Annotated in this window: 20 protein-coding genes and 2 pseudogenes; 17 read left to right on the forward strand and 5 right to left on the reverse strand. The window is 50.7% G+C overall.

The annotated features are described in order from the left end of the window. Positions 1-946: 946 nt before the first annotated feature. From D3Z90_RS16760 to D3Z90_RS16770, 3 genes are all read left to right on the forward strand, one after another. A complete protein-coding gene (locus D3Z90_RS16760; RefSeq protein WP_136477127.1) occupies positions 947-1666 on the forward strand; it encodes a Cthe_2314 family HEPN domain-containing protein in 720 nt (239 codons plus the stop codon). Between the two features lie 202 nt (positions 1667-1868). Continuing rightward, on the forward strand, positions 1869-2318 hold the full coding sequence (locus tag D3Z90_RS16765) for a hypothetical protein (RefSeq protein ID WP_136477128.1): 450 nt from the start codon (positions 1869-1871) through the stop codon (positions 2316-2318). A gap of 479 nt (positions 2319-2797) precedes the next feature. After that, entirely contained in the window at positions 2798-3193 is a 396-nt protein-coding gene (locus D3Z90_RS16770) for a hypothetical protein (protein ID WP_136477129.1), read from the forward strand. Here D3Z90_RS16770 and D3Z90_RS16775 read toward each other — a convergent pair. From D3Z90_RS16775 to D3Z90_RS16785, 3 genes and pseudogenes are all read right to left on the reverse strand, one after another. Further along, positions 3159-3431, reverse strand: a complete 273-nt coding sequence (locus tag D3Z90_RS16775; protein WP_136477130.1) for a hypothetical protein — start codon at positions 3429-3431, stop codon at positions 3159-3161. The genes D3Z90_RS16770 and D3Z90_RS16775 overlap by 35 nt on opposite strands. A gap of 177 nt (positions 3432-3608) precedes the next feature. Next, positions 3609-3722: pseudogene (locus D3Z90_RS16780) on the reverse strand (DUF2514 family protein); the annotation flags it as partial. Positions 3723-3755: 33 nt separating this feature from the next. After that, a complete protein-coding gene (locus D3Z90_RS16785; RefSeq protein ID WP_136477131.1) occupies positions 3756-4349 on the reverse strand; it encodes a hypothetical protein in 594 nt (197 codons plus the stop codon). A gap of 184 nt (positions 4350-4533) precedes the next feature. On the opposite strand from D3Z90_RS16785, the gene D3Z90_RS16790 reads away from it, so the two are divergent. The 8 genes and pseudogenes from D3Z90_RS16790 (at position 4534) to D3Z90_RS16825 (ending at position 16193) form a co-directional block, all read left to right on the forward strand. Continuing rightward, positions 4534-5684, forward strand: a protein-coding gene (locus D3Z90_RS16790; RefSeq protein WP_136477132.1) for an IS3 family transposase whose coding sequence is annotated in 2 segments (ribosomal slippage) — positions 4534-4771 and positions 4771-5684 — 1152 coding nt in all. Because the reading frame shifts where the segments join, the coding sequence is not laid out codon by codon here. A gap of 10 nt (positions 5685-5694) precedes the next feature. Further along, positions 5695-6132: pseudogene (locus D3Z90_RS16795) on the forward strand (tyrosine-type recombinase/integrase); the annotation flags it as partial. A 774-nt stretch (positions 6133-6906) separates the two neighbouring features. Continuing rightward, the gene (locus D3Z90_RS16800) at positions 6907-8361 is read left to right on the forward strand and encodes a site-specific integrase (protein ID WP_136477134.1); all 1455 of its coding nucleotides are present in this window, start codon (positions 6907-6909) and stop codon (positions 8359-8361) included. Then, the gene (locus D3Z90_RS16805; RefSeq protein WP_136477135.1) at positions 8358-11699 is read left to right on the forward strand and encodes a hypothetical protein; all 3342 of its coding nucleotides are present in this window, start codon (positions 8358-8360) and stop codon (positions 11697-11699) included. The genes D3Z90_RS16800 and D3Z90_RS16805 overlap by 4 nt, the downstream gene beginning before the upstream one ends. 23 nt (positions 11700-11722) lie before the next feature. Further along, positions 11723-12394, forward strand: a complete 672-nt coding sequence (locus tag D3Z90_RS16810) for a hypothetical protein (RefSeq protein ID WP_136477136.1) — start codon at positions 11723-11725, stop codon at positions 12392-12394. A gap of 513 nt (positions 12395-12907) precedes the next feature. Further along, the gene (locus D3Z90_RS16815) at positions 12908-13711 is read left to right on the forward strand and encodes a hypothetical protein (protein WP_136477137.1); all 804 of its coding nucleotides are present in this window, start codon (positions 12908-12910) and stop codon (positions 13709-13711) included. A gap of 259 nt (positions 13712-13970) precedes the next feature. Continuing rightward, the gene (locus tag D3Z90_RS16820) at positions 13971-14660 is read left to right on the forward strand and encodes a hypothetical protein (RefSeq protein ID WP_136477138.1); all 690 of its coding nucleotides are present in this window, start codon (positions 13971-13973) and stop codon (positions 14658-14660) included. 393 nt (positions 14661-15053) lie between these two features. Further along, positions 15054-16193 carry an AAA family ATPase gene (locus D3Z90_RS16825; RefSeq protein ID WP_136477139.1) on the forward strand — a complete coding sequence of 380 codons (1140 nt, stop codon included), beginning with the start codon at positions 15054-15056 and terminating at the stop codon, positions 16191-16193. A 442-nt stretch (positions 16194-16635) separates the two neighbouring features. Here D3Z90_RS16825 and D3Z90_RS16830 read toward each other — a convergent pair whose 3' ends face one another. Next, on the reverse strand, positions 16636-17199 hold the full coding sequence (locus tag D3Z90_RS16830; protein ID WP_178084191.1) for a hypothetical protein: 564 nt from the start codon (positions 17197-17199) through the stop codon (positions 16636-16638). A 461-nt stretch (positions 17200-17660) separates the two neighbouring features. Here D3Z90_RS16830 and D3Z90_RS26850 point away from each other — a divergent pair, with 461 nt between their 5' ends. From D3Z90_RS26850 to D3Z90_RS16855, 5 genes are all read left to right on the forward strand, one after another. Beyond that, positions 17661-18506 carry a hypothetical protein gene (locus tag D3Z90_RS26850; protein ID WP_223253845.1) on the forward strand — a complete coding sequence of 282 codons (846 nt, stop codon included), beginning with the start codon at positions 17661-17663 and terminating at the stop codon, positions 18504-18506. Positions 18507-18952: 446 nt separating this feature from the next. Beyond that, positions 18953-19921, forward strand: a complete 969-nt coding sequence (locus D3Z90_RS16840; RefSeq protein ID WP_100782361.1) for a toll/interleukin-1 receptor domain-containing protein — start codon at positions 18953-18955, stop codon at positions 19919-19921. A gap of 102 nt (positions 19922-20023) precedes the next feature. Next, complete coding sequence (locus tag D3Z90_RS16845; RefSeq protein ID WP_100782316.1) at positions 20024-20401, forward strand: hypothetical protein; 378 nt, start codon at positions 20024-20026, stop codon at positions 20399-20401. A gap of 265 nt (positions 20402-20666) precedes the next feature. Then, positions 20667-22298 carry a dsDNA nuclease domain-containing protein gene (locus D3Z90_RS16850; protein WP_168198481.1) on the forward strand — a complete coding sequence of 544 codons (1632 nt, stop codon included), beginning with the start codon at positions 20667-20669 and terminating at the stop codon, positions 22296-22298. Positions 22299-22396: 98 nt separating this feature from the next. Next, complete coding sequence (locus tag D3Z90_RS16855) at positions 22397-24541, forward strand: DEAD/DEAH box helicase (RefSeq protein WP_100782317.1); 2145 nt, start codon at positions 22397-22399, stop codon at positions 24539-24541. A gap of 89 nt (positions 24542-24630) precedes the next feature. On the opposite strand, the gene D3Z90_RS16860 is transcribed toward D3Z90_RS16855, so the two are convergent. Next, positions 24631-24996: a histone-like nucleoid-structuring protein, MvaT/MvaU family gene (locus tag D3Z90_RS16860; RefSeq protein WP_100782318.1), complete on the reverse strand. Its 366-nt coding sequence runs from the start codon at positions 24994-24996 to the stop codon at positions 24631-24633. Between the two features lie 463 nt (positions 24997-25459). Between D3Z90_RS16860 and D3Z90_RS26955 the strand changes: the two genes are divergently transcribed. After that, on the forward strand, positions 25460-25600 hold the full coding sequence (locus D3Z90_RS26955) for a hypothetical protein (protein WP_218571406.1): 141 nt from the start codon (positions 25460-25462) through the stop codon (positions 25598-25600). The last annotated feature ends 37 nt before the right edge of the window (positions 25601-25637 follow it).

Here is a 25637-nt window from a genome sequence, read left to right on the forward strand (position 1 = left end):
GAAACGATCAGGCGGCAGGTAGGGCAAAACCACTCCCCCAGAAACGCAAAAAGCCCTGAATAATCAGGGCTTTGAATTTGGCGGAAGCGTAGAGATTCGCACTCTAGGATAATTGCCCATCGACGGCTTTCAAGACCGTACCATAAACCCGTAGCCCGTGCGGTGTCAGCGGCGAAATCAGTTCCAAAACAAAGACGAAACGGCACGGCTACAGGCCGCATACCGCAAGGGTCGCCCCCTCGGTTTTGGAATCGTTTTTTGATGAACAACCGCTCATATAGCCGTTAGAATCCGGCTCAACTTTACCCTGCAGGAAGCTCACCATGGACATACAGGCACTCCAGTTGCTTCTGCTACCGTTGCTTCCGATGTGCGAAGCTGCCAGTAGCGCCCGAAGGAGTCGTTCTACCGCCAACATCACCATACAATTTTTTAGTGTTGATTAGCGGTGGAAGCAGGTTGATTTCACTGGGCCAAACGCCTCTCCATCCCCCTCAATTCCCCATCAGTGGTATCAGAATTGGTATCGCACGCTGCATCCCAACAATACGCAGCAATACCCGCTCAGCGCTCCGGTAAATGGATTGCAATCCGATCGAAAAATTTCCGACTCATGTATGCCGGCCGATAAAATCAGTTCCGAAACAAAGTGGGATTTGCACGCCTCTAACCAGCATTCTATGAAGGTCGCCGTTGTAGTTTTTGGACTCTTTGAAAACGATACTAGGACCTGCCCTGTCACTTACCTAGGAGCGCTTCCGCTCAGTGCTGTCCGTTCTCGCCCTTATCGGTGGGTCACAGCGAACGCAAAAGGGCTAAATCGTGCTCTGGACATACTGCTAACCTGCCAGTAATGTACATAATCTGCTCCCAGCATTTCTCCACGGGGCCCAATATATAGGCTGCTATCCGTTGGTTAAGAAAACACGTAACCTATACCACTCTAATGCAAAAGGAAATTGCCATTCACTCTCAAAACGAAAGCATCAAAAAACTATTCCCAATGGTAGCCGCATCGCTTGCCAAGGGTTTGACTGCGTATTCTAGCGGAGAGAAAACGTATAAGGCATCTGCCCTAGAATTTTATTCGCAAGAAATATTCGCACGCGTTTCGGAGATTGACAACGCCTTCAAAAACCTACGAATCGCAATGGAATACTTAGGCAAAAATGACTATGCACCCTCCGACTATAACTTTTCGGAGCATCATGCATTCCACGCTGAGAACTTCCTGCTTAGACTAACTAGCGTTGTAGACCGCTCTCACTTATTGGCAGGATCAACAATGCTTATGGAAAACAGCAAAATTGAAAAACTAGGCGGCAATAGAAAAATTCATGAAAAACTTGAGTCGTTCTCCCCCAAATCTTTTGACATTTTAAACGAAATGAAAAAAGCGATAGACCACCTTCGCTCACACAGAAACCAAGTTGCCCATCAAGCCGGGTTTTCCAATAGCAATTTATGCATCCTACAAGCAATTGAAGGCGCAACTACTGAATCAATGTCGATAACCAACATAATGTCTTATGAAGACATCAAGGGGCTAGTGATAACTGATTCGCTCAAGGAATTTGAAAATGTGCTATCGACTCTGGACGGCTTAGTAACAGACCTAATTAATAGCTTTTCATTCATCTACACCGGCCTAACACAGGAAGCATAACGACTCGGCAACCCTATTCGCTTAAGTGCCCAATCCATGCGGTGCACTTGGCAGAATCGATTCTGTAACAAAGACGAAATGGCACGACTACAGACCTCATATACCGGTTCAGTTTTGGAATCGATTCAAGGGACGACTAGGTACCCTCTAGACAAAGAATACAGGGCGCTATAGCGTTACCTCTCCCTTATGGAGATATCGAATGGCCATGGAATTTGATGTATTAACCAGGAGCCTTGTGGAAGGCGTAAGAATTGCCACTAGCCCAACCTCCTACCTGATCGATGCGTTCGCACAGTCCCTAAAGGACAAGCAGGAGCCGAGTGGCCTCGTGGAGCTTAGAGTTGAAGCTGAGCGTCGTGAACTCGAAATGCGGATGGCAGAGGCGGAAGCGAGAGTCGCCCAAGAGCTTGCAATCGCTAGGCGTATCGAGACTGCGCATGAAGTCGAAATGACCGAATACTTCGATTACTCCGGTAAAGGCCACGTGGGATTGCGGGCTGATGCTGAGAGCATCAGCGTTGGTGCTGGAGGATCCGGCAGGCGGGTGAGTAAAAGAAAGTTCGTCTTCAAGGGCGGCCCGGTATTGGCTGAGATTGAAGAAAAATTTGAACAGCCCCAGGCGCCGTCACAAACACCCGCCAGTGCCTAGGCTCGTTTACTTTTAATCCAAGCATTCCAGTAATGCAGCAGTATGGGTAAAGATCGTCTCTAAGCCTTTGAATAAGCGGTGTATGCATCACAAGTGTCTAATATGCATTCACCGCTTTCGACGGTTTTCGGCCAGCAAATAGGCCTCTTGCCACGGTAGTTTTAGACAACAAAACCCCCTCATCCGGTGCCCTATCGGCCGAACCGAACGCCGCAACGTACACTGGAACCTAAATCATAAGAGCCACTGGCAAAGCCAGTAAAATCAATACGTTGAGCCGCCCGCGCTGTTCACGTTTGTCTCAAAAGATGCACAGAAGTACACGCTGGTAACCAGCGTGATTCACGTTCTGTACACGCTACCTCTTCGGCGTCCTGCCGACCTTGCACAATCCCACCTCTACAGCTCGTCACCCCAAGCTGGCCAGAATTGGCTCGCCTCGATTACTGTATATCCAAACAGCATAGATGGGTGACACCGTGATCATCGAAGACGACAGCTTCGCGCTGGGCATGCCCACGCCTGTTCAAATGTTGCGCCAGCATGCGCGCCTGGTCGAAGCCGAGTGCGAGCAGTTGCGGCATGAGCTCGACCGGGCCCGGGACAACATCGAGAAGCTGGTGGCCATCCACCAGGCGCAGGCAGCCGAGATCACCAAGCTGAACGTCAGGATCGAGCGCATGACCTGGGAACTGTCCGATGCCCTGGTGGAAAACACCGAGCTGAAGAATCGACATATTGGGGGCTGCCCTGCCACCTGGGGCGCAATGCCGTCGAAGGGTTATGCTCAGTGCAGCGTGCGTGCAGGCCCGCCAAGCGACCGCAGCTGTAGGTCAAACCTTAGGTCAGCTGGGGGTAGCTTGGATGCGGAATGACTTGAATATTAGCAACCAGCAGAATGCCCGTGTTGCCACCATCCACCCCGGCGTTGCTCCAGCCAACGGCGTAAGCCTCGTGAATGAACCAATCCCTCACTCTCTGGCTGAAATTAACAGCCTTCGGATTGTCGGAATCTTGGTTATACAGATTTAAAACTCGTTCGGCAGGAACGAACATCGTAGGATTACCGATGGTCACACTTTGCGGCGTAGGGAAATCGAAGGGTCTACCCATTTTCAGGTCCTCATGTGCTGGAGATCTATTGAGCTCAGGCCGGTCACAGGGAGGGACTTGTGCAGCCTGAGCGTGACGACACACTTGCCTCCAGCTACCACTCATCCTCCCTATTTGCCATTGCCGTGCCAGCATAGGATCACGAAGAATGACTCGCGCGCTCCATTCTGCCAAAGTCTAATTTACTAACATGATCGCATCATGCTCGCCCTCCCATTGCTGACCAGCTATTCGGGCTCGGTCATACGCTTTCGCCAGCTCTCCTGCTCGCTCATCAGCCCGTGTGAGCAGGAAAAGCTGAATCGGTAGATGGACGGTCGCCTATCAGGCACCCGTGAAAGCCTCGAGCGCCGAGCTACATCCTTCATAGAACTGCCAAAAAGAAGCAAGCACCAGCAAGACCGCGAGCCATCGCAGCCACTCCCCTATCTTTTGGCTGTGAGGACCAAACTCATCGCCGAAAGCTGCTTGGCAAACATATGCCACCGCAGCACCAAGACCGGTAAGCATTACTCCCCATACAAAGTGTTCAAGTGACGAGGCCAAAAGCGCCCTTATCGATGCGCCTGTGAAGCGTGACCACGCCGCCCCTAGGAAGGCCAAGAACGCGACTGCTGCGCCTCCGTTAATAAGCAGCGCACTCTTAATTGCCAAGTGGGAGGTTTCGATAGTGGCCCTCAGCATTTCCAGCTGACTTTCATGGTTGCGCTGATTCTCATTCTGCCAATCTGCCAAATGAGATTTGAATTGCTCAAAACGCGCCTCAACGTGTTTAACATCTTCGGGAGTCTTGCGTGACTCCTCTTCGACTATGTCTACCAACTTGGAAAGACTATCTAGCGATACGTCTGATAAACCCTTGCCTTTTGCTGAGTCAATCTCTCTGCGAAAAATCGATATCACTTCCGATGTATGCATCAGGTTTTTACTCCCAAAATCCTATCGAGAGTGTGTCTCGGTCCGAGAGCAGAGGCAAGGCTGCCCGCGGCTCTACGGAAATTTAAACAATCAAGGTGGCGACCAGCTGCCACCAGTAAACTGAATCGCCCCTGGTTTCGTAGACACCTCCAAGCCTCATAATGAGGCCCAGATAGGAGGTGCCATGAGTCGTCAGCGTTACCCCGAAGAATTCAAGATCGAAGCGGTCAAGCAAGTTACCGAAAAAGGCAAACCTGTCGCCGAGGTCGCCCAGCGCCTGGACATGTCCGTGCACAGCCTTTACGCCTGGATCAAGGTCTACAGCAAGCCCCAAGAGCAGCGTCAGCAAGACAATGATCAGCAGGCTGAACTGCGCAAGCTGCGCGCTGAACTCAAGCGGGTGACAGAAGAGCGAGACATATTAAAGAAGGCCGCCGCGTACTTTGCCAAGGAGTGCGGCTGAAGTACGCCTTCATCAACAAGCACTCGACGGATTACCCAGTGCGTCGCCTTTGCCAAACCCTCAAGGTGCATCCCAGCGGCTACTACGCTTGGCTGGCCGAGCCTCAATCTGCCCGAGCCAAAGAAGATCAGCGCCTGCTTGGCTTGATCAAGCAGGCCTGGTTAGAAAGCGGCGGCGTGTATGGCTATCGCAAGATTCACGATGACCTGCGAGAGCTAGGAGAGATCTGTAGGCGAAATCGAGTCGGTCGCTTGATGCAGGCAGAGGGGCTGCGTTCGCAAACGGGCTATCGCCGTCGTACTGGGTTTTATGGCGGAAAACCAACAGCGGCATCACCCAACCATCTGGCCAGGCAGTTCAAGGTCAGTGAGCCGAATAAGGTCTGGGTGACCGATATCACCTACATCCGCACCTATGAAGGGTGGCTGTATCTGGCGGTAGTGCTGGATCTGTTCTCTCGCCAAGTCATTGGTTGGTCAATGAAGCCCAGGATGAGCAGCGACCTAGCCATCGACGCCATGCTGATGGCCGTGTGGCGACGCAAGCCACAGCAGCAAGTGATGATTCACTCAGACCAAGGCAGTCAGTTCAGTAGCTCAGATTGGCAAAGCTTCCTGAAAGCCAACAATGTGATCAGTAGCATGAGCCGAAGGGGAAACTGCCACGACAATGCCGTAGCCGAGAGCTTTTTCCAGCTTTTGAAGCGGGAGCGAATCCGACGAAAGATCTACGCAACGCGTGACGAAGCCCGAAGTGATATTTTCGATTACATCGAGATGTTCTATAACCCCAAGCGTCGACACAGCAGTGCTATGCAGCTGTCGCCAGTAGAGTATGAGAAACGCTATTTTCTGAGCTTGGAGAGTGTCTAGGAAACCAGGGGCGATTCAAAGGGACGACATCGAGGGTGGCTATCTGGTTGTGCAGCAGAACAAGACACACAAGAAGCTGCGCATCATGCTCTCGGTGGACGGTGTAGATAACAGCCTTGGCAAGCTGATCAAGCAGATGGCCGCACGGAACCAGGAGCACAGCTCCAGCTACTTGATTGTCAGTGAGCGAGGTAAGCGCATGTCTGCGCCGATGCTACGGAATCGCTGGGACGAAGCTCGGGCACTGGCCAGATCGAAAGCCTTGGAGGAAGGAGACAGCCTCCTGGCGTCTCGGATCACGCAGTTCCAGTTCCGCGATATTCGTCCGAAGGCAGCATCCGAAATCAAGGATATTGAGGACGCAAGCCTGCTATTGGGGCACACCAAAGGCGACATCACCGAACGGGTTTATCGCCGAGTAGGGGCCATCGCAAAACCGTCTAAATAAGGAAAGTTTCGGAACTCATTCCGAAAAGTATCGGAACCCTTAGGTTTTCGCCCCGACCGGGCAGGGATTTTTCTATGCTCCAAAAACGCAAAAAGCCCTGAATAATCAGGGCTTTGAATTTGGCGGAAGCGTAGAGATTCGAACCCTTATCCAAGGTACCACCTCTATCTACGAATTGTATGCCTGAGGAATCCTTGCACGCCAAACCCGTCAACGCCAGCAATTACGGGCTTCCCAGCAAGCACTCATTTCTAGATCAAGTGTGCATCCAACTGCATACCTGAACATCTACCCTGCGCGAAAGAGCTAACGTGGGTCTGGGTTTGCCAGGTAAGTCGCAAGCGGGCTATGCAAAGCAACGCCCCAAGCCCGACGTCCAGATGAGAGGTCACAATTCATGAAGACGGCTACCCTTTAAAAGTCGATTTTGGCAAATACAGTTTGCGTCAAAGACGCACAGGTCTCTTCAGCCATATAGCTACAAGATTGTCCCCAGGTTGGGATTCTTCAGACGCGGCACTGCATTCTCAGCGGTCATAACATGCACAAGGCAAAGCCCCTACTTAATACAGCATGCGTAATAAGTCCTGATCCGCACATATAAACAGCCAGTGAAGCCGAGTGAATTCTGGATCTAGTTCCTCGCAAGACGACAAACACTTTATACGCGACGCGCATTAGGTTTCTCAGCAAGCTCAATTCCATTCCGGAGGGTTGCAAGATCAAAATCAGTGTGGAAAGATAGATTATTGTGTTTCCTCTTAGGAGATACGTATGATCCATCCCAATCGCACCATCAAACGCATAAAATCTCCCCATGTAGATCTCCTTACAACAGTCCGAGACGGGCGGAAGACCTATAGACTTCTTTCGAACGACCTCCTCCAGAATCAATTTTTTGATAATTGGGCTCTTCAACTCAGCAGGACTTTAAAATTTAGAACCGTAAGAACATACTGCTATGCGATAAAAACATTCTTAAACTACATATCACAAGTATCGCTGCAAGATGGAGGTTTGACCACAACCTTGCTAAGCGACGCCGTAGACAAGTACGAAAGTTTTTTGGTCTTCGGAACAGCAAGCGGAAGTTCGACTGCGCGCAAAGCGGCACAGGTATTGGGTAACAGGAACCTCTCGGGCTCATCGATTATAACTCACTTTGCCGCCGTTAACAGATTCATTGATTCAAGCGAGTTACTACGCTTAGGCCTGCTTGAGTTGGAAGCAAATGGTGCGATCACCTCTCTTTCACTTTCAGGTTTTTCGCTGCATAAAAGCGTATCGATCAAAACGCCCGGAAAGGTGCGTGTGGCGCTGAAAACGAATAGCTGGTTAGGCGGGTGCTTAGCTGGCGGGGCCAAAAGAATAAAGCGAGCCGGCCTGACACCGAAGTCCAAACCTTCATCTATAGCCTTTACGGATGAATTTGGTGGCGACGAGCTAATATTCCCGATTGACCGATGCATTGAGCTTATTGAGAAGGCCCCAACGCTTCGCGACAAATTGCTCTGGTGCCTGCTAGCTGCGACTGGATGTCGTATATCCGAAGCACTGACGATTTTATCCAAAGACATTGTCATCAACACTGCAGCGCATGAACAAAGCAAAGTATTGATCGTAAACCCTCAAACTAGGCATAACGAGCTAATTAAATACATACCGGAAGAGATCATTCACCAACTGCCCCACAAGGGCCGTACTCATAATGACACCTTCATGATCGAGCCGTTCGCCTCGATGTTCTGGATCACCTTGGCCGAATACAAAAGAGCCGAAAAAGATAAAGACAAGAAGCGAGCATTCCCTGCTAGACACGAATTTCTTTTCAGGAACATCAAGAACGGCGACCCAATTCCACTCTCCTACCAAACAGTTTATGAAAAATTCAAAAAAGCTTCATTCGACGTCACTGGAACTACGTACGGATTTCACAGCCTACGCCACATGTATGGTTTTTACCTCGCAAACCATTGTGTAAATCCAAATCCACGGAGCAACCGCCGTTACGGATTAGACTTGCACCTTGTTCAGAAATACATGGGACATCAAAGCATTGAGACTACCAAAAGATATGCCAGGCAGGATGCGCAGATGCTGTACGCCACAGTGGCAGCTGTAAACCTCTCAAGATTGGGTGGTGGCCCAAGATCGGTCATGGAGGCGCGTATCGCCTACCTTAAAAACGAAATAGCTAACCTAGAAAGCCAAGTGCAGAGGGCCGCATGATAAACCTATCCCCTACAGAAGCTATCTGGCTAATCCCTGACGAACAAATAGGCCGGGTTTTCGATAGTGCTGCTGCGAAAGTTAGAAAAGCTTATAGAGGTAAATATCACACCCCTGCCCGAGGCAACCAACTAGGTAGGTTGATAAAGGGAATCGAGGGTCTTGGGCCATCCCCATTCAAGTCTTGGAACAAAACGGAAATCGAAGACCTGTTAGCTTGTTGCTTCTACGGAAGCCAAAACACCAAAAAAATACCAGCATTTGCTGGATTCACAACCTCTAGCATGGCGGCCACACCGACATTCATAAAACTGGCATTTATTGAACTTTGGAATCAAAGAAAGATCATACTCCCCCAAAAATTCACACTTCCAATATCCATAGACGACATCACAGACACAATAACCTTAGAAGGCGGATGCGACAGTCTTATACTAGTACGCAGCATCAATCCAATATCCTCAATAAAGTACGATGGCTCTATGAATATCAAAGAACGAGGGCTTCGCGCAGTTTGTTGGTATAGAATGATTTTGGCCTCAACCATTTACACTCCAAACGACCTTACAGAACAAGATATAAGCGTTATTCTTGCCAACAGCGTCGGTAAAAAGTCAAAGCTGCTACGGTATTATGCCAACGACTTCTTAGCAACCCTTTCAGAGAAGTCTTCGAGTCGACAAAAACTAAATGCTTACCTTGAATTAGAGGCGACAAAAAAACGCGACAAGGAAGCTTCAGCTAAACCGGGATGGAAGGCAGCCGCAAAATCTAAAGTCAGTGACACATGTGCAGAATTGTCTCTGCGTTACCTGACCGCCAAAACGCCAACAACAGATGTTCTTTCTGACATCTACAGTAATGCGATCTTGCTGCGTAAGGGATTTTCAATCAGGGACTTCAAAAACCTTCCTGGCGGGTATACACAAGCACCCGAAAAAGTGATCGCCTTCTGCATGCTACTGGATACAACTTACAGAGCATTTATCCGCTCCAAGCGCCTACAGAGAGAAAAGGACGCGATGGTATCCTTAAACTTTATTCTCTGTTATTGCGCACTTTATCTATATAGATTCCACATTGACAGAGACGGGCACCTTGAAAATTACCCCGCAACGCTCAATGATTTCTCTTGTGCAGTTCACATTACCGCCGACGAACTTTTACTCGAAGGAATTGCAACCTTCAACGCTAAACAACCTCAAACGCTGCTTAGGTTTGTAAGAGCAATCTCAGAGAAATGCTTATGGGGAAACAACACACTTTATAATCGTATTCTTTGCATTGACAGATTTATTCAGTTCATAGTTGACAATTCTCACGTACTGCCTGACGCCGACCAAGTCAGAAACTCTTTTTCTCCAGCTTGCTATCCCAGGCTACAGAGAAGCTACGGAACAGTAAAAAAACCAGTGCCCCGAGCATATTTCGCAACATTCTTAAACATGCTTTATTCACTTGAATACCTGATAATGCATTTAAATGACATGGCGAGCGGCAGCATACCGGGAGTAATATCTGATTGTTTAGTCCATCCTACAATTAATGAGCTGAATCACCATCCAAATTGGGCTGGCCTATGGGGCAATCGGTCACTTGGATGTGACAGTGTAAATTTGGCTGCGCTAAACTATTGCCCAATTTTCTACCATGACAAAAAAATCAAAAAATTTGAATACATTCCTCGATTTTACCGTCTCAGCGACATGGAAATTGGAGGAAAAATCGAACGAAGGATTATCACGAACGACATACGACTGACAATGCTAATGTGCGAAACTGGTATACGCCAACAACATTTGATTTGGTTGAACAAAGAGAAGTACGACCACTATCTCGATTTTAGCAGTCGAAGAATGCTCGCCCCATTACTGGTCAGTAGTGACAAAGCGCATGGCGAGTGGAGCGCGATCGTCTCTAGGCACGTAATCGATCTGCTGGATCGACAGCGTGAGTGGTACGATAAATGTAGTAGCCCAGACTATCGCGAGGACTTATGGTATGGAATGAAGGTCGAATCTAAATTTGATCGTTTCAAACCTTTATTTCGACTACCCATCCATCAAAACCTTTGGGCCAATTACACAAGCTTCCCATTACTTCTTCTAACACTGCAGTATTTTATTCGCAACGACCTAGGAGACCAGCATCTTCCCGACTTAGTTTGGACTCAGTCGAAGCGAACCAAGAAGGAATTCATTTCAAGCTACCGGCTTGACAATCTCGCTCAAATCGGAAGCAAAACGCTAAAGAGTAATATTACCCCGCACGGATTAAGAGCTGGGTTTGTCTCAGAGGCTATCAAATTCCTCCCGCCATCTTTGGTTGGCCTGCATTTAACCGGTCAATCCGAAGAGCTTGTATATTATTACTCCCTCTTGGACGACGACCCTGCAATCAGCCATGAACAACTGCTCTGTAATGCGCTGCTCAACAGTGCCTCAAAAATTGAAGGCGGGGACGCTCCTGCTCTTGCCGATGCGATATTACTGCTTAATCAACGACTTAGTCATGCCATCCAGAAAGACCCAGAGGAAGCTATTGCTAATCATCGCTTGATGAGCCTAATGGCAGTGAAAGACGGAAAGAATGGTATCGACATAATAAGAGCTAAAGAGTCGACATCTTTCGCATACAACTCCACCCATATCTGCCCGTTTAATAACCTATGCCCTAAAGAAGTCTTAGCTATGTTCAGCATGCCGAACGTTTGCTCGCTGTGTCCGTATGCTATCAGAGGGGTGGGTCACTTGCCTGCGATAAGTGCTGAAAAAGATAAATACAAGGAGCTTATGGTGGGCGCTCTGCAGATGATATCTACCCTCTTAGAAAGAAAACCTGAAAAACGGAACCACGTTGATTTGGAACAGCTGGAGCAACAGCATGATCATTTTGCTAGGCAAGCTGTAGCGCTAGAAGCTATTGAAATGCAGTTGGTAGAGATGGCCAACACCGGCAATGAAACTAAACTATTTCTTCGAAACCGGGATGAACTCATGGGGCATTATACCAAGCTAGCTATAAATGACGAAGCAAAAATGCTCAAAAGACTGATAGATGTGCAGAGTTTTCCCGACTTGAGCAGTCCAGACCTTGACTGTCGCTTGGCCCACTTACGCGCCGTTTTAATGATGCACGATGGAAGCATTCGAGATCATTTAGGAATCGCACCCAAGCGACCAGGCACATTAGGAATACAAGTCGCGGCCCAGATCAATAGTATGGTTAGGACAGGGGCCATAGAAATGTTTGACATATACAAAATTTGCGCGACCGAAGAAAAACAAAACCAGCTCCTCGAACAGCCTATCAGGGTAATTTCTCAATACATAATCTGACGCCAATTTTTGAGTACTCGAATATGAAGCGTATAGAAGACAGCAAACAACCCAAGAAACCATCTACCTTTGATCGCTATTTTACCCAACGATCAGCATATACGGAAAAACTAATCCTTAAGGCGCTTGGCACTATAGACGCCTCACGCTATAGGCATTTTACGGAATACTGTAAAACCTTAAGCGCCATCATCTCCGAGTTACGAGCGGTAAGCGCAAGCGACCCCGCCACACCATTCTTCAACAAAGAAGTTAGGGCATTTAGCTATGTGACTTTAATGAGAAATACCAATTATCGAAAGATCGTCCTAGCCAGATTCGAATCGGCACAAGAAATCAAGGCACTGGCTCCTGACGAAGATACTGATGACATGAAGCTACAAATTGCAAGTCTGATTGCGCAAACCAACCTGTTAAAATACAAAATAATCTCGATGGACTCAGGAAGAAACATAGACTCTCTCGATACAGATGCAGTTTATGCAGTCCTTGACAAAGCCAATACACGCATAGGACTACTTTTACGAGTATATGAAAAAACACGCGAAGCTTCTCGTGGGATATTTAAAATTATAAACGAACCCTCGCCAAACCATCCGACCATCGGGCTTTATTCTTATACCGGCTTAATTGCCACACAAGATGAAATCGACGAAATAAGCAGAGCAGCGAAGGAGCATCCATTGCGACTGTAAATGCCTACTACTTTCATCGCATGCTCATGCATGGATCGTAAGCGGATGGTCTGATCATCAGTTCTCGAAGACTCGCTGGCATGCTCTTACTAGCGCCCCATCGAATCATTCAGAGCAAAAAAATCACAGGCACGGGATCGGTTGACGCAAGTAGGGTTTTTTATCATCTCCGTGTGAGTGACACCACTCATCGGAAAAATTTGGCTGATTCTCGAAGGCGCCCATATGAGCGCTAACCGTTACAGTTCGCCCACTGCGCTCGCAACCTGTTGAAAAGAGACCGGCACAGTTGGAAAACCAACTAAATAATACATATATATTGACAAAAGTCATAGCTACTCGCGACAAGAAAACGAATAGTTCATTGGCCGGATCGCTTGCTTTTAATACAGCGAGTCCTAAAGTCTGAGAAGCACTATACTCCCCAAGCGGCCCCTTGGAATAGTTTAACCATGTACGCATTCTCCTCATTGCTTTCTTGACCCTATGCAATTTTCTCCAGGATCTAAAGAAATGATTACGCTCGAGCAGATAAAGCTACGCGGCTCAGACAAAATGACCGAAGCTAAACGTCGGGAAATTTTGAAGATGTTTGACAACCTCGGGGCCGACCAAGAAACTGACATGCTCAACGACTTTGCAGTGTACGGCGCTTTTATAACTGTGGCTTTAAACCCCAACGCAACTGACCCTTTAGCGATTTGTAAACCTTCAGCACTCATTGCGTTCAAAGGTTTTCTGAATTTAGAAATGGAGTTCAGCACCGAAGATGCGACTAGAACTCTACGCTCAGTGTGCAATCTCTTTTCCGCCTGGGGCATGTTGACTTCTGATGAAGTTACCTGCGTGTTAGATGAGCCGCAACCAAACTGTGACAACCAGTACCTCTTATGCAATCCGTCAGCGCATGAAATATGTATATTTAGTTCTCTATTTCGGTGCGGCGAGCCTGATAAGGCAGTACTTGTAAATCTCAGAGAGGTAAACTCTTTAATGAATACGGCAGACACACCGCACTTCAAAGCACTATTAGCAAACTATTTGAATGACAAGAACCACTCCCAGGGAGAAATAGAGGCCACGGTAATTTGTGACTTCATGACTGGCTTGCTCAGCGAACGTCCAGGCGTCAGGTTGCGTGATTTGCATCTTAATGCGAAAGAGACAAGAGAGTTCGTTTTATCAGCAAAGTGCGCGTCAATTGATAACTTGTTGAGGGCAGGCTACGCGTTGGAGACTGCTTGGCAGTACTGGGATCCCGCAGAGGATATCATTTATGCATTTTTTGAACCCCATGGGTTTATAGCGTTGCACTGAGCATTGCCTAGCGCACTAGCAGTCCAGATGCAGTCGGATTGGTTGCTCACCTTCTGCATTCAGGAACTGAAAGCTCATTGCCAAATTCACTTGGTCACCCTAAGCGCGATAGTGCGAATCTTCTCGAATTAAATTCAAAATTTGGTCACCACGAACGTCTATTTCGTCAAAATGGAAAAGTACCAGGCGAACTCCTATTGCTCCAAATAACTGTGCGCCCAAAGGCATTTTCAAAAGTCTTGTAACACGGGATATATCTATGAGCAGCGACAGTCAATACGTGGATGACGCAATTGCACTTATTAATGAACTAGGCGTTTACAAAACCTCTACAGGCATCTGGGCATTCACCGATATGGAAACGGCAAGCTCGGGTTACATCCATCATTCTCGCACCCCCGTGGCTGTGGCTGCCTATGCTGCTATTGACTTCTTGTTCGCCGCAGGTCGCATTCCCAATTACTCACTTGTAGATTTGGTTATTCAGATTTCCTGCATGGACGCCATTGAAAGTACTGCGCTCGCTATTATTTGCGGTGCAGAGCCACCGATCTTCCCATCAGCAGCCCAGCGTGGAGAAATTTTTGGCGAAACCTCTTGGCAGATTGTGAACGATTATGGCTTAGAGAGTTGCTTCATCCAAGTCAGGCCCTATGGTTCCGAAGGCCGACACTACACAATGCGACCGCAGGGGTTTGACTATGAACACTCGAAGTCTATTCCTGAATTATTGAAGGCTATGCGCAAGTCCTACAGATCCATGGAGCCAGTACAGAGGATTATGGTACTTACCTTGCTACATCTTTACCTTCAGGAGCGGGACAAATTATTTCTCATCGACGGGTGTCCAACTAAGATTTCTGCAGTAGAGGCTTTTGAAATTCTTCGCCAAGATAAGCATTCATTGAAAACATGGGCAAAGCTTGTAAGCCATTATGCCGGATGGTGATCTCTTCGATCTGTGAAAAACGGCTGACGCTTTTGGTGTGCTCAGCCGCTACCATGCAAATTCAGCGTGGAAGCGCAGGCGATTCTTCAGCCATCTTCGAGTCCGTGAATAAAAAACCACACTTAATTCTAAGAATGTGCCCCCTTTTCTCCTTCTGCCGACCTCACCGACTATCTCAGCGACTCCCAGTCGACCAGGTAATCGCGTTGCCAGCTCCCAGCCGCTGCCGCCCCGAGTGGCGAAGGCATGCAATTGACTTGAGTACATCTGACCTCACGCATGGGCTGATCGCAGCTCAATGCTCATAGTGGAAGTACCCGGCACATTGCTCATAATTTTTTGCCATCTAGGAATTGGTTAGTCTTCAGACACCGACAATTTTGGTGGAAGACCATGGACAACCAGCTACGAAAACACGCAAAAGAGCTCCGCCAGGCTGCCAATGTCAGCGTCAATCTGGCCGCGATGTGGGCCAACGTTGCTGAGCGAACCTGGAGATCTTGGGAAACCGAGAGCGGCAACGTCACCTCACGCATACCCTCTCCCGCTGCGCTGTGGAGTTTCCTAGCTCGATCGGGGATCAACATGCGTAGACTGGGTCTCGAGATTGATGGGAAACCACGTGGGCTTGCTCTCACTGTGGCCTGCTATAAGGGGGGCGTTGGAAAGTCATCCATCACTGTGAATCTCGCAGCGGCCATAGCTGAACTGGGCTTCCGGGTAGCAGTCGTGACGAACGACTATAACCACCGTTATGCATGCGAGGACGGCGAGCTACCGGCGCCTGGAAGCTGTGTAAGTCGAGTCGGGTTCTACGATGAGCGCGATCTCATCACCTTCCCATCGGCAGTAAAACAGCGACGCAAGCGAATCCGTGATCACCTGGCAGCCCTGCCGCCGAAAGAACAAGCCAGCTACCAGCTTGTATATGCTGACGAACTCGCGGCTTTGGAGCGGAAGCAGCGAGCTACCGAAAAGCTAAGCAAACTGATCGCACGCCACGATTACGTGCTGTTTGACGTGAATGCTGAGCTGGAACTGGTACGGCGTTTCGCAAACCTAGTTGCAGTGGTTGTGGACACCAACTGTTCGATGGCTGTACGCAGCGCTGGAAAATTCGTCACAGCGCTGCAGAACATCAAATGTCGCGAGACGACTCCCAGCTATTTCGGCTTACTGACCAACTGTGATGTGGGAGGCGTCAGTACAGAGCTGGAAGAGTTTGTTGGTGATTTCGTGAAGCTGAGCGATGAGCAGTACCAGGAGATCACCGAATCAAAATTCTCGACCTGTCGGCGCCGTGAGCGGGTGCTTGAGCTGGTCGACTCACTGAAGTTTCCTCCACTGCATACTGAGTTGACCGGCGCGTACCGGATCGCCATCGAGATGCTGGAAGACGCTCCCCCTCCGGGACAGGAGTACGGCTACTTCAGCGCATTCGTGGATTTCGCACCGCGCTCTCATGCCGCTCGAGAGATGCGTCGTCTGGCAGATGAACTCATCCATTGGCGGCTTCGCCACACCTGGAAGTGACAGATTTCCGACACTCCGAGGGCGTACCAAATTCGCAAGTAAATCTGCAGACTTTTGGTCTGTATCCAGCTGAAATCCTTGCACAGCAAGGGCTCCATGGCTCTGGGAAACCCGCGACTCGATACCGGCTTTTCCTTCTGCCTGAGCACCGACCTGCTGATAGCCCGTCTAAAAAGATTTTGGTAGGTAGCCTGTTGGAGTAGAGGCATAGGCGGCCACTTCGTGTCCGTAGCAGCGACATTCTCATGGCATCGGCAACTGCACCCTCGACAGCGAGCTACTTAACTGCTTGGTTCTACTCAAACCGGAAAAACGAGGACGCAGGCCCTTTCAACCCTACCAACGCCCACGAGCTGTGGTAGGGGAATCTTAGGGATCGGCAGGAGTCTAGGGGTCACTTGATTTCAATGCCCCCTACCGCCTTATCATTCGCGCCGCCCGATCATGCGGCTTCCTCAGTTTCGTTATTTGCCTTCACTCGATTTACTTCCCAAGGCAAAGCAGGCTGAGAGCGGATTTTTTTGTATCTGCCCTTGGCAAACATATAGGTCTGCAGTTCCATGAAACGCCGGTTCTTGCCGACCATCTCATAGGTGATCAAGAATGCTATCAGCGGCTTGCTTGCAGTCTGCCAGTGCTCGCAGATCTGATCCGTCGTCATCTTTAGATCGGCAACCCTGCTGTAGCCAATGAAGGTCTGGAAAACGGCCCCTTCGGTCTTTTGAAGCAGCTTGGAGAACTCATTGATATCGGTGTGGGCTCGCTTCCACTCCCACTCCACAAACGAAAGCGTGTCAGTGTCGCTGTAGCGAATCACCGCATCTGTACGCCCCCCTTGCTCAAACAGGGCCCTCGCTCCAAGCAGCGTGGCGCACTGCCTTACAACCAGTCCAAGATGGATTGTCCAGTCGGCACGTCTTGCTACGGCATGCGCCTCAGACACCGGGAAATCCCGGTACCACAGACAATTAAACAATGTGATGAAATCCCGTTCGACTCGCTTCATGGGTTCCCTTAGTGGCTCGGACAGCTCACCGCTGTTTCGGCTGAGCTGATCCAAAATTGAGAGTGCTACTACCTGCGAAAATAGTGCTGAGGCTCACCTAGTCCATTTCGCGCTTGGCCACCCGCCATGTATGCAACCTATCCATCACCGGCCCGGCTCTCCTCGGGCAACAAGGCACACCTTCATGCTTTTGGCGCTGTTCTCTTCAGTACCGACGGCCGAATCACGCCTTCTAGCCAGCAACGTTCCAGCCCCCCCCCCCTCTCGAACCCGATACAGGTCAGCCAGAAAGCGAGCTCTCAAACACTTCCCACTTATGGGCTGCTTGCCATTATCATCTCGGAAAATTTTCACTTTGGATGCCAGCACAGTATCCATGGGAGGTTGAAGCGAGGCTCCGGCGGTTGGGGCGCCTTGTGGATCCACTAAGCATCCACCCTGATCGAATAAGCGTGTTGGAAATGGTTGATAGCGGAAACGGTACGTTTGCGGTCAAGTGGCTTCTGGCGCTGTCGAATGAAGAAGACCTGTTCTTCAACCCCAGATCCGGTGAGGACAATCTCAAGGAGATCATGGAACGATTCATGCCGGGGTCAACCCTCGAAAGTATGAACGAATTGGATGACTGGCCTGATACCCTTCGCTGGGATTTTGCGTACAAGACCGCTCAAAGGGACATTTTTTTCAACGTGTACGTCAACGCCATTGAGACCTGGCTTGATGTCTCCGAGAGCAACCCTGGTCTCGGTGGGTCTGCGATCTATGCCGCCGTAGCCACCTTCGCCTATAACACCAGTCGCACCTTCGTTGGAGATCCCGACGGGCTGTCCGATCTCGCGCTTCGTAGGCGCCTTGACAATATGCTATGCTCTGCTATCAAGTACCGCAGTACAGATCACATAGCGCCCCATCCAGACCAGCTCAACGGCTGTGAGAGGCTTGGGGTTCCTCCTCTGACTTGGGTCAAAGGACAGACGCTGGACAACATCCAGTACATGATTGAAACTGTCATCGTATCCCTAGAAAACGTTGTGCCGGAGGTAGCTCATGCCTACTACGACTTCCAAGCAAAAACCTTCTGCAACTCTGAAGGCGGACAGCTATTGGAAACAGTTTTTGGAAGCTGGAGTGATCAGCTTGCAGGAAGCAGAACGGCGAGCGCTGGGATCACTACGTTTAAAAGATGCATACTGCTCCGATCCTTGGTACGCCAAGAAAGCTGCGCGCGACCCCTCCTTCTGGAGCAAGTTCTACGCGACTCGCGTCAATTCGTAGACGACGGCGACCTTTTCGGTATCTTCTACTGACTAGCGATACCCTGCTTCTGAAAAGGCCCCTATAGGGCCTTTTTTCTATGCCAAAATGTCCATTGAAGGTAGCCAGCGGCTGAATTAATACAGCTTTACTTCAGGCTAAATCTGACCTGTAAGACACACCCCTCTCCGCCCAACGGCGCTCCGTTTTCATACGGGTAAGCTACACCTAGGTCTTCCTTCCTACTTCACCTTTACGTCGGTCGAGATCCGCCGGTTCGTGCGGCCAACGCCACACGAGAAGTAAATCATTCGTTACGACTAAGCCCAAATGATCTTCGACCGAATCACTAAACGTGCCCTCCTCCTGTCCCAATGTTCTTTGGCTGACGAGGTGGGATGAGGTGGGTCGTAGCGTTTGAGCCAAGCCCAGGCCTGTACTTCTGCAGTGAGCAGATCATATGATCGGAACAGCACCTACCTTAATGGGAGTAACCATTTTGCCGAACGTGTTTTTCTCTTACTGCCATGCAGACGAAGCCCTGCGCGACCAACTGGAAAAACAGCTTTCCATGCTCAAACGCCAAGGGGTCATTGAGACTTGGCACGACCGAAGAATCGGCGCAGGCCAAGAGATCGATGCAGCTATTGACGATCACATCAACAACGACGAAATCATTCTGTTACTGGTGAGCCCCGACTTCATCGCTTCCGACTACTGCTACAACATCGAGATGGCCCACGCGATGGCGCGTCATACAGCGGGGGAAGCGATCGTTATTCCTGTGATTCTCCGCCCATGCGACTGGCACTACGCACCGTTCGGCAAGCTGCTTGGCACGCCCCAAGATGGGAAGCCAGTGACACTTTGGCCTGATAGGGACGAAGCATTCTTGCAAGTCGCGAAGGAAGTGCGGAAGGCTGCAGAACGATGCAGCCGTGGCCGACCGAGCTCTGCTCCAACAGCTGAGCGCAACGATTTCAATGGCGGCTCAGCGCCCTCGCCTATGGCTCCCGCTGGCCCTAGGTCGAGTAACCTTCGGATGGCCAAGAGCTTCACCCAACTGGACAAAGACCGCTTCCTGCTCGACAGCTTCGAGTACATCGCCCGCTATTTCGAGAACTCGTTGCTGGAGCTCCAGGCGCGCAATCCTGGGTACGAAGGGGTGTTTCGTCGTGTAGATGCAAATCGCTTTTCTGCGAGTATCTACAAGGACGGCCACGACGTTGCGAAGGCGTCCGTGTTCACCGGCGGCCAGCTAGGTGCTGGGATCTATTACAGTCATGGAGATTCGTTTGGCGGTGGCTCGTATAACGAGGCACTCACTGTAGATACGGACGACCAATCCCTATACCTGAAGACCTTCGGCATATCGATTCACACTCGGCAAGACCCAAAACTCTCCCAAGAAGGCGGTGCCGAGACACTATGGAGCCTTCTCATCGCACCGCTACAACGCAATCGGTGAGTCATTGCTTGATGCGAATTAGCCAGAACACAGGGGGCATCTGGTTTCGTTTACGCTGCCCCCTGCTACCAAGAAGTTAGACCCACATAGAAGGCTCAGACCATGGAAGTAGTCCTGCTCGCCCACATCACATTTAACCGAATAGGCTCAGCCAGTGGTGGCGGTGGCTTTCAACGCCAGCGCCAGGTCAGGTTTTCCGCCGAGATTGCCGACACCGATCAATCGGCCTTACGGGAGTTGGTGATCGAGATCGCCGAGGCACATGGTGAAGCGGCTGGAGCCTTGAAAGACTTGAGGTACGAGCGAAGCTACGCAGGAGAATTTGTACTCAACATCCAAGGCCCGAGCACTTCATATGGCACCGCTTACGCCGAATGTCGCGTCATCCATGCGCTGAAGGCCAATGGCCAGTACTTCCAGCTTCAAGCAATAGACGACAACGACGTCACACCGTATGTCTCTTCTCGGCAGGCTAAGTAGTTCGCGCTAAGGGCACAGCTGCATTGCAGCATTTGCAGTCGGTTGAGTGCCGTGGTCAGCCTCTCGTAATGAAGCAACGCGCGACTTGACGGCCGTACCCAGCACTTGTCGTTGGCATCAGGCAATCTGCCAAAATTGCAGATGTCGGCCAATTGCCATTAGTGGTAGCGTTGCACTGAGTGAGAGGCACCGCGCGATCTTGTCTGAGCTGCAGAGCTCCAGTGGATGCCTGATTTCTAGTAAATTTTCGCGATGCAGGGATGTCATGGTGCGTACTTCTAGCCCATCGAACAAAGGTGGGCCTGCGGCAAGGCAAGGTTTCAAGTATCAGGATCACGTGGCCGTCAGCTTCATCTTCAAGATGCTCAGCGACAGCAGCTACCTCCAGGTTGAGTGCGAGACGGCAGACGACATCGTGGCCGTATTCCTGGCTGCCGGCCAAACTGTGACCGAGTACATACAAGTCAAGACCACCGACGGCGAGAAGAAGTGGAACTGGCAAGAAGTCATCAAGCTGGACAGCGGCAAGGCCGACTCGTCACTCCTGCATAAGTCGCTTAAGTGCGATGTCCGCCCTGGCCCCGCTCGTTTCAGAATCGTCACCAAGCGAGACGTCGCAAACATCCTTGAAGGCTTCAAGAAAGAACTGGATACGCGGGTCTTACCGGACACCACCACCGAGCGCGGCTCAGCGTTGTTCAACAAATTCAAAAAATTTGCTTCCCCACAGAAGCGGGATTTCTCTGAGTGGGCAAAGAATTTCGTCTGGCAAGTGTACGGCGATGTTGAAGCGCTAGAAGCCGTGAACATCAAAACACTGTTTCAGCTCGCCGAGAAGCTCGGAAACCGCCCCAATTTCACCCAGCTGCAGGCCATTTACGACGAGTTTTTGGAGCTGGCCGACAAGGCCGCCACGGCGAACGTGAAGACAGCGCCGCTGGACAAAATTATCCTCAGGGAGCCCGCACTTGAGCGGCTCAAGCAACTACTCGACGAAGCTGACGACAAGTCCACGACCACATCCAAGCCGTACAAGAAGCGCCCTGACCCTTTCCTGGTTGAGTTTCACTCCAGCACTCCAGAAGGACTGCTTCGCACCTTCTCTGGCCTCAACGTAAACTATGCGCTGAGAAAGTGGCGGTGTGACGGCTTTGCCCAACACCTTATCGAATGGCTGCCTGAGTTTTCGCTGAAGGCCAGCGAGATCGTGAACATACTCGCCCATAACGCACAGACGATCCTGACCCGATCAATCAGCGCGTTTAGCGAAAGCGAACTGCCACGCGACCGGCTCATCGCTGAGCTGATTCTCCATGCCATCCTGCGTAGCCGTCAGAACAGCGAGCCTGTTGCCTGCAAAGTCTTCTACAAGTCCGCCGGCAAACTGTCTGAGTTTGGCAATGCCCATATCGTCCAGCAGCCTGGGCAGGATGACCAGCTATGGCTGGGCCTTGCTCGCCTAATTGAGGCAGGCGCAATGGATACGACGCTGGAGCAGATCTGCGGCGTCCTGGACGACACGATTTCGGAGACGGTGCTGTCGGCGGAGCGCGAAATCATCATTGCCCTACGCGAACCTCTGCACCATCAACCGAAAGCAGAGGCCTTCAACCAGGCGCTCCACCGCAACGCATCGGTTGACGACATGCTGAACGTCCTTTGCTTCCCTATCCTGTTGACCTACGACAGCGAAGCGCTGGCTTCCGGCTGGCTAGCTGACTATGTGAACAAGCTCAAGTCAGAGATCCAGAATCACTATGACGCCCTTATCACTCAGTTGCCTGCGAACGTTGAGCAGGTGAAGGTGATGGTCTTCTTGGTACCGATGGAAAGCATCGCGCAGCTCACGAAGGCGTTCAACGCGTGCTGCAAACCGCTCGAAGACTTGCCGGTATGAGCTGATCGGTCTTCGCATCGATGCAATGTTAGGCTCAGTGGGTTCAAAGCATGCCCGGCATGTCCAACATGTCGGGGAGTTCAAGGAACGACGCAGTCATGAATTACGAAACGATCAAAACCAAGCTGGCTCAACTCAGTGACGAGGGCGCATCGACCGTCGATGTCCTTGTCGCCATAAACGCTCTGGTCAACAGAAGTAACTCAGCGTGGGAAGGACGCGATCTCGTAATTCGAGCGCTCGACAAATTCAGCGCGTTCGATCCAGTCGAACAGTCGCTGCTGCTCAACATGGTACGAGCGGTCGGCCTCTTCCCCTATATCACCCCTCACCTCAGCACTATGGCGCTGTCGGATCGCCTGGCCTACGAGGCTCACAGGGTTGAGGGTGTCGAGCAAGGCATGGTGTTTCATCACCTCCAAGCTCATGTGTTCAGCTTGATCATGCAAGGCCGCAACGTCGTGCTTAGCGCCTCTACCAGCGTAGGCAAGAGCCTTGTCATCGACGCGGTACTGGCGCAGCGACGATTCAAGAAGGTGGTGGTAATCGTTCCGACCATCGCGCTGATCGACGAAACCCGTCGCCGACTGGTCAGACGATTTAAGGACTTCAACCTCATTACGCATCCCACTCAAGCGGCTGAGGTTGACCAAATTAACGTCTACCTTCTCACCCAAGAGCGGGTGCTTCAGCGCCCGGATTTGGCGGATGTTGAGTTCTTCGTGCTGGACGAGTTCTACAAAATTGACTTGGCAAACGACAACGAGGAAAGCTCGCGCGCCGTCGACCTCAGCTTGGCGTTTCACAAACTCGCTAAGACGGGTGCCCAGTTCTATATGCTCGGCCCACACATCCAGAAGATTTCAGGCCTCGATGGTTACGAGTACCACTTTATCCCCTCGGACTACAGCACGGTCGCGGTCGACATCCAAAATTTCGGCCTCGGCATGCGTTCGGAGGAGCGGAAGGAAAAACTCCTGGAGCTAGTCAAGAGCCTAGAGTCCCCTACCCTGATTTATTGCCAGTCTCCACCAAGCGCGAACCGGGTGGCAGAATATCTCATTGAAGAAGCTGGGCTGACCCCAGTACCGGAAACCCAGGAGATCGCCGCTTGGATCTCCAAGCACTACCATCCTGAATGGAACGTTGCCAAAGCAATCTCGCTTGGCATCGGCATTCACCATGGCGGGGTGCCGCGAGCGTTGCAGCAATACATCGTGAAGCTGTTCAATGAGGGCGTCATCAATCGGATTATCTGCACGTCCACGATGATCGAAGGAGTCAACACGTCAGCTGAGAATGTGATCATCTATGATCGCCGGCTGAACAAGCCGACGTTTGATTATTTTACCTACAAGAATATCTCGGGCCGTGCTGGGCGCATGAACAAGTACTTCATCGGCAAGGTTTTCATGCTCGAAGCGCCGCCGCTGGAGGAAGGCCTCACTGTCAAGTACCCCGTAGGTCTTCAGGACGAGAAATCCCCCATGGGCCTTCTCATGCAACTGGAGAACGAGTACCTCACAGACATGTCACGCAGGCGCCTTCAAGAAGCCTACGCCAACCCCGTGCTGTCCCCCACCACCCTAATCGAAAACAGACACATCCCCATTGATCGGCAGGTTGAAGTCGCCGAGACCATCATCCGAGACTTGCCTCAAAGCCGTAGCCTGCTTGGATGGAAAGGGATTCCGGAACAGGCCTCTCAGTTCAACTACCTGTGCGAACTGGTTTACAGCCTTGTAGGCGGTAACTTGATGGACTACGGCATATCGTCCAGCTCGCAGTTAGCCTGGCACATCAACGAGCTGCGCACGCAGAAGAACCTGCCTACCTATCTCAAGCAGGCCGTTGATAAACGCCAAGGGGACGAATCGGCGAGCGAGGCCATCAATTTACGCCTGAAGTTCATAAGAAACATGGTGTGCTTCAAACTGCCCCGGGACATCATGGCCATCAACAAAATCCAGGCCGACGTCCTGACCAAGAGAGGCTACGAACCTGGTGACTTCAGCTTCTTTGCGGAGCAGCTTGAAAACCTATTCCTCGACCCGCTGCTCACAGCTTTGGACGAGTACGGGATCCCTACACAGATTTCGACGCAAATCAAACACCGGCTCCTGCCGTCGGAAAACCTGAACAACCTGTTAGCAAAACTCCGCGCGTTAGCCCCGCGCATTGAACATCTCCAGCTTACCGGATTTGAAAAAAGCGTGATGCGCTGGGCAGTAGCCGAGATGTGAGGGCTGCGTCACCCAAGTATTAGGTCTGAATCTAGGCCAAACGCAAAAACGGCCTGTCGGGCCGTTTTTTCATTGAGACGGATTGAATCTTAGACAATCCACGACTCGACAACGGCAGCACCGTACTTGGCTTTCCATTCCTTCAGCAGCTTGTGATTGCCGCCTTTAGTCTCAATGATCTCGCCGTTGTGCGGGTTCTTATACTGCTTAACCTGGCGCGCACGACGCGGTGCCTTCTCAGCTGCTACAGGGGCAGCCGCACGACGGCTGGCTTGATGATCCAGGATGTTGATGATGTCGCGCAGGCTGTAGCCGTACTCGGCCAGCAAGTCACGCAGTTTGGTCTCAAATTGAATTTCAGCTTGCAGCTCGGAGCTGCCTTTGAGTGCTTCAAGCTCTGCGAGCTGGGCGGCCAGTTGCTGCTCGAGCTGACGGAATTCTGCCAGACGGGACATATTCGATCCTCAAAATTAAGGGAAACAGGCGGAACATTCTAAAGCATCCCGCTAATGATGTCCTTGAATATGACGTTGGTGGTGGATCTTCGTTCGGTTTAACTAGCTTTGAAAATTCTCAAAGCCAAGACATAACTCCTGCCCTTATCAATCATCGGTCTGGAGCGAAAGCATCAAGTGAAGATAGGAGCTTCTCTAGATCCATAATCCTGGACACCTTGATGATGTCGTACTCACCACGACTACTAAGCTTGTATACCTCACGGGCCTTTTTAACACGCTCAAGCAATGGCACGACCACGCCAGAGGCCATCTCCAGAAAGTCATTGATGTCAGCTCTTGTCTGGGGGATTTTGTAGCCTTTGGATGTACTTGTGATGATGACATCAGCATCCCGAAGCTTCGCAATACCACTTGACCGTACCCGCTGCTCCGACAGGTCGCCAAAGCCTCTGTCACCCAGATGGGCCAGAATGTCGGCTGTAGGGATGTAGTCCTTCGTGACGAACTCGCTCTGGAATCTCAGGTAATCCAGGATGCTGACCTGCAGACGTTCATCCTCGTCCGGGTAATGGCCGGCCTGTTGCCGCTGACCGAAAACTGACCCATTAAAGGCTGTTCTGCCGACTGAAAACTGCCCC

It is taken from the genome of Pseudomonas sp. DG56-2 (assembly GCF_004803755.1).
GTDB lineage: Bacteria > Pseudomonadota > Gammaproteobacteria > Pseudomonadales > Pseudomonadaceae > Aquipseudomonas > Aquipseudomonas auratipiscis.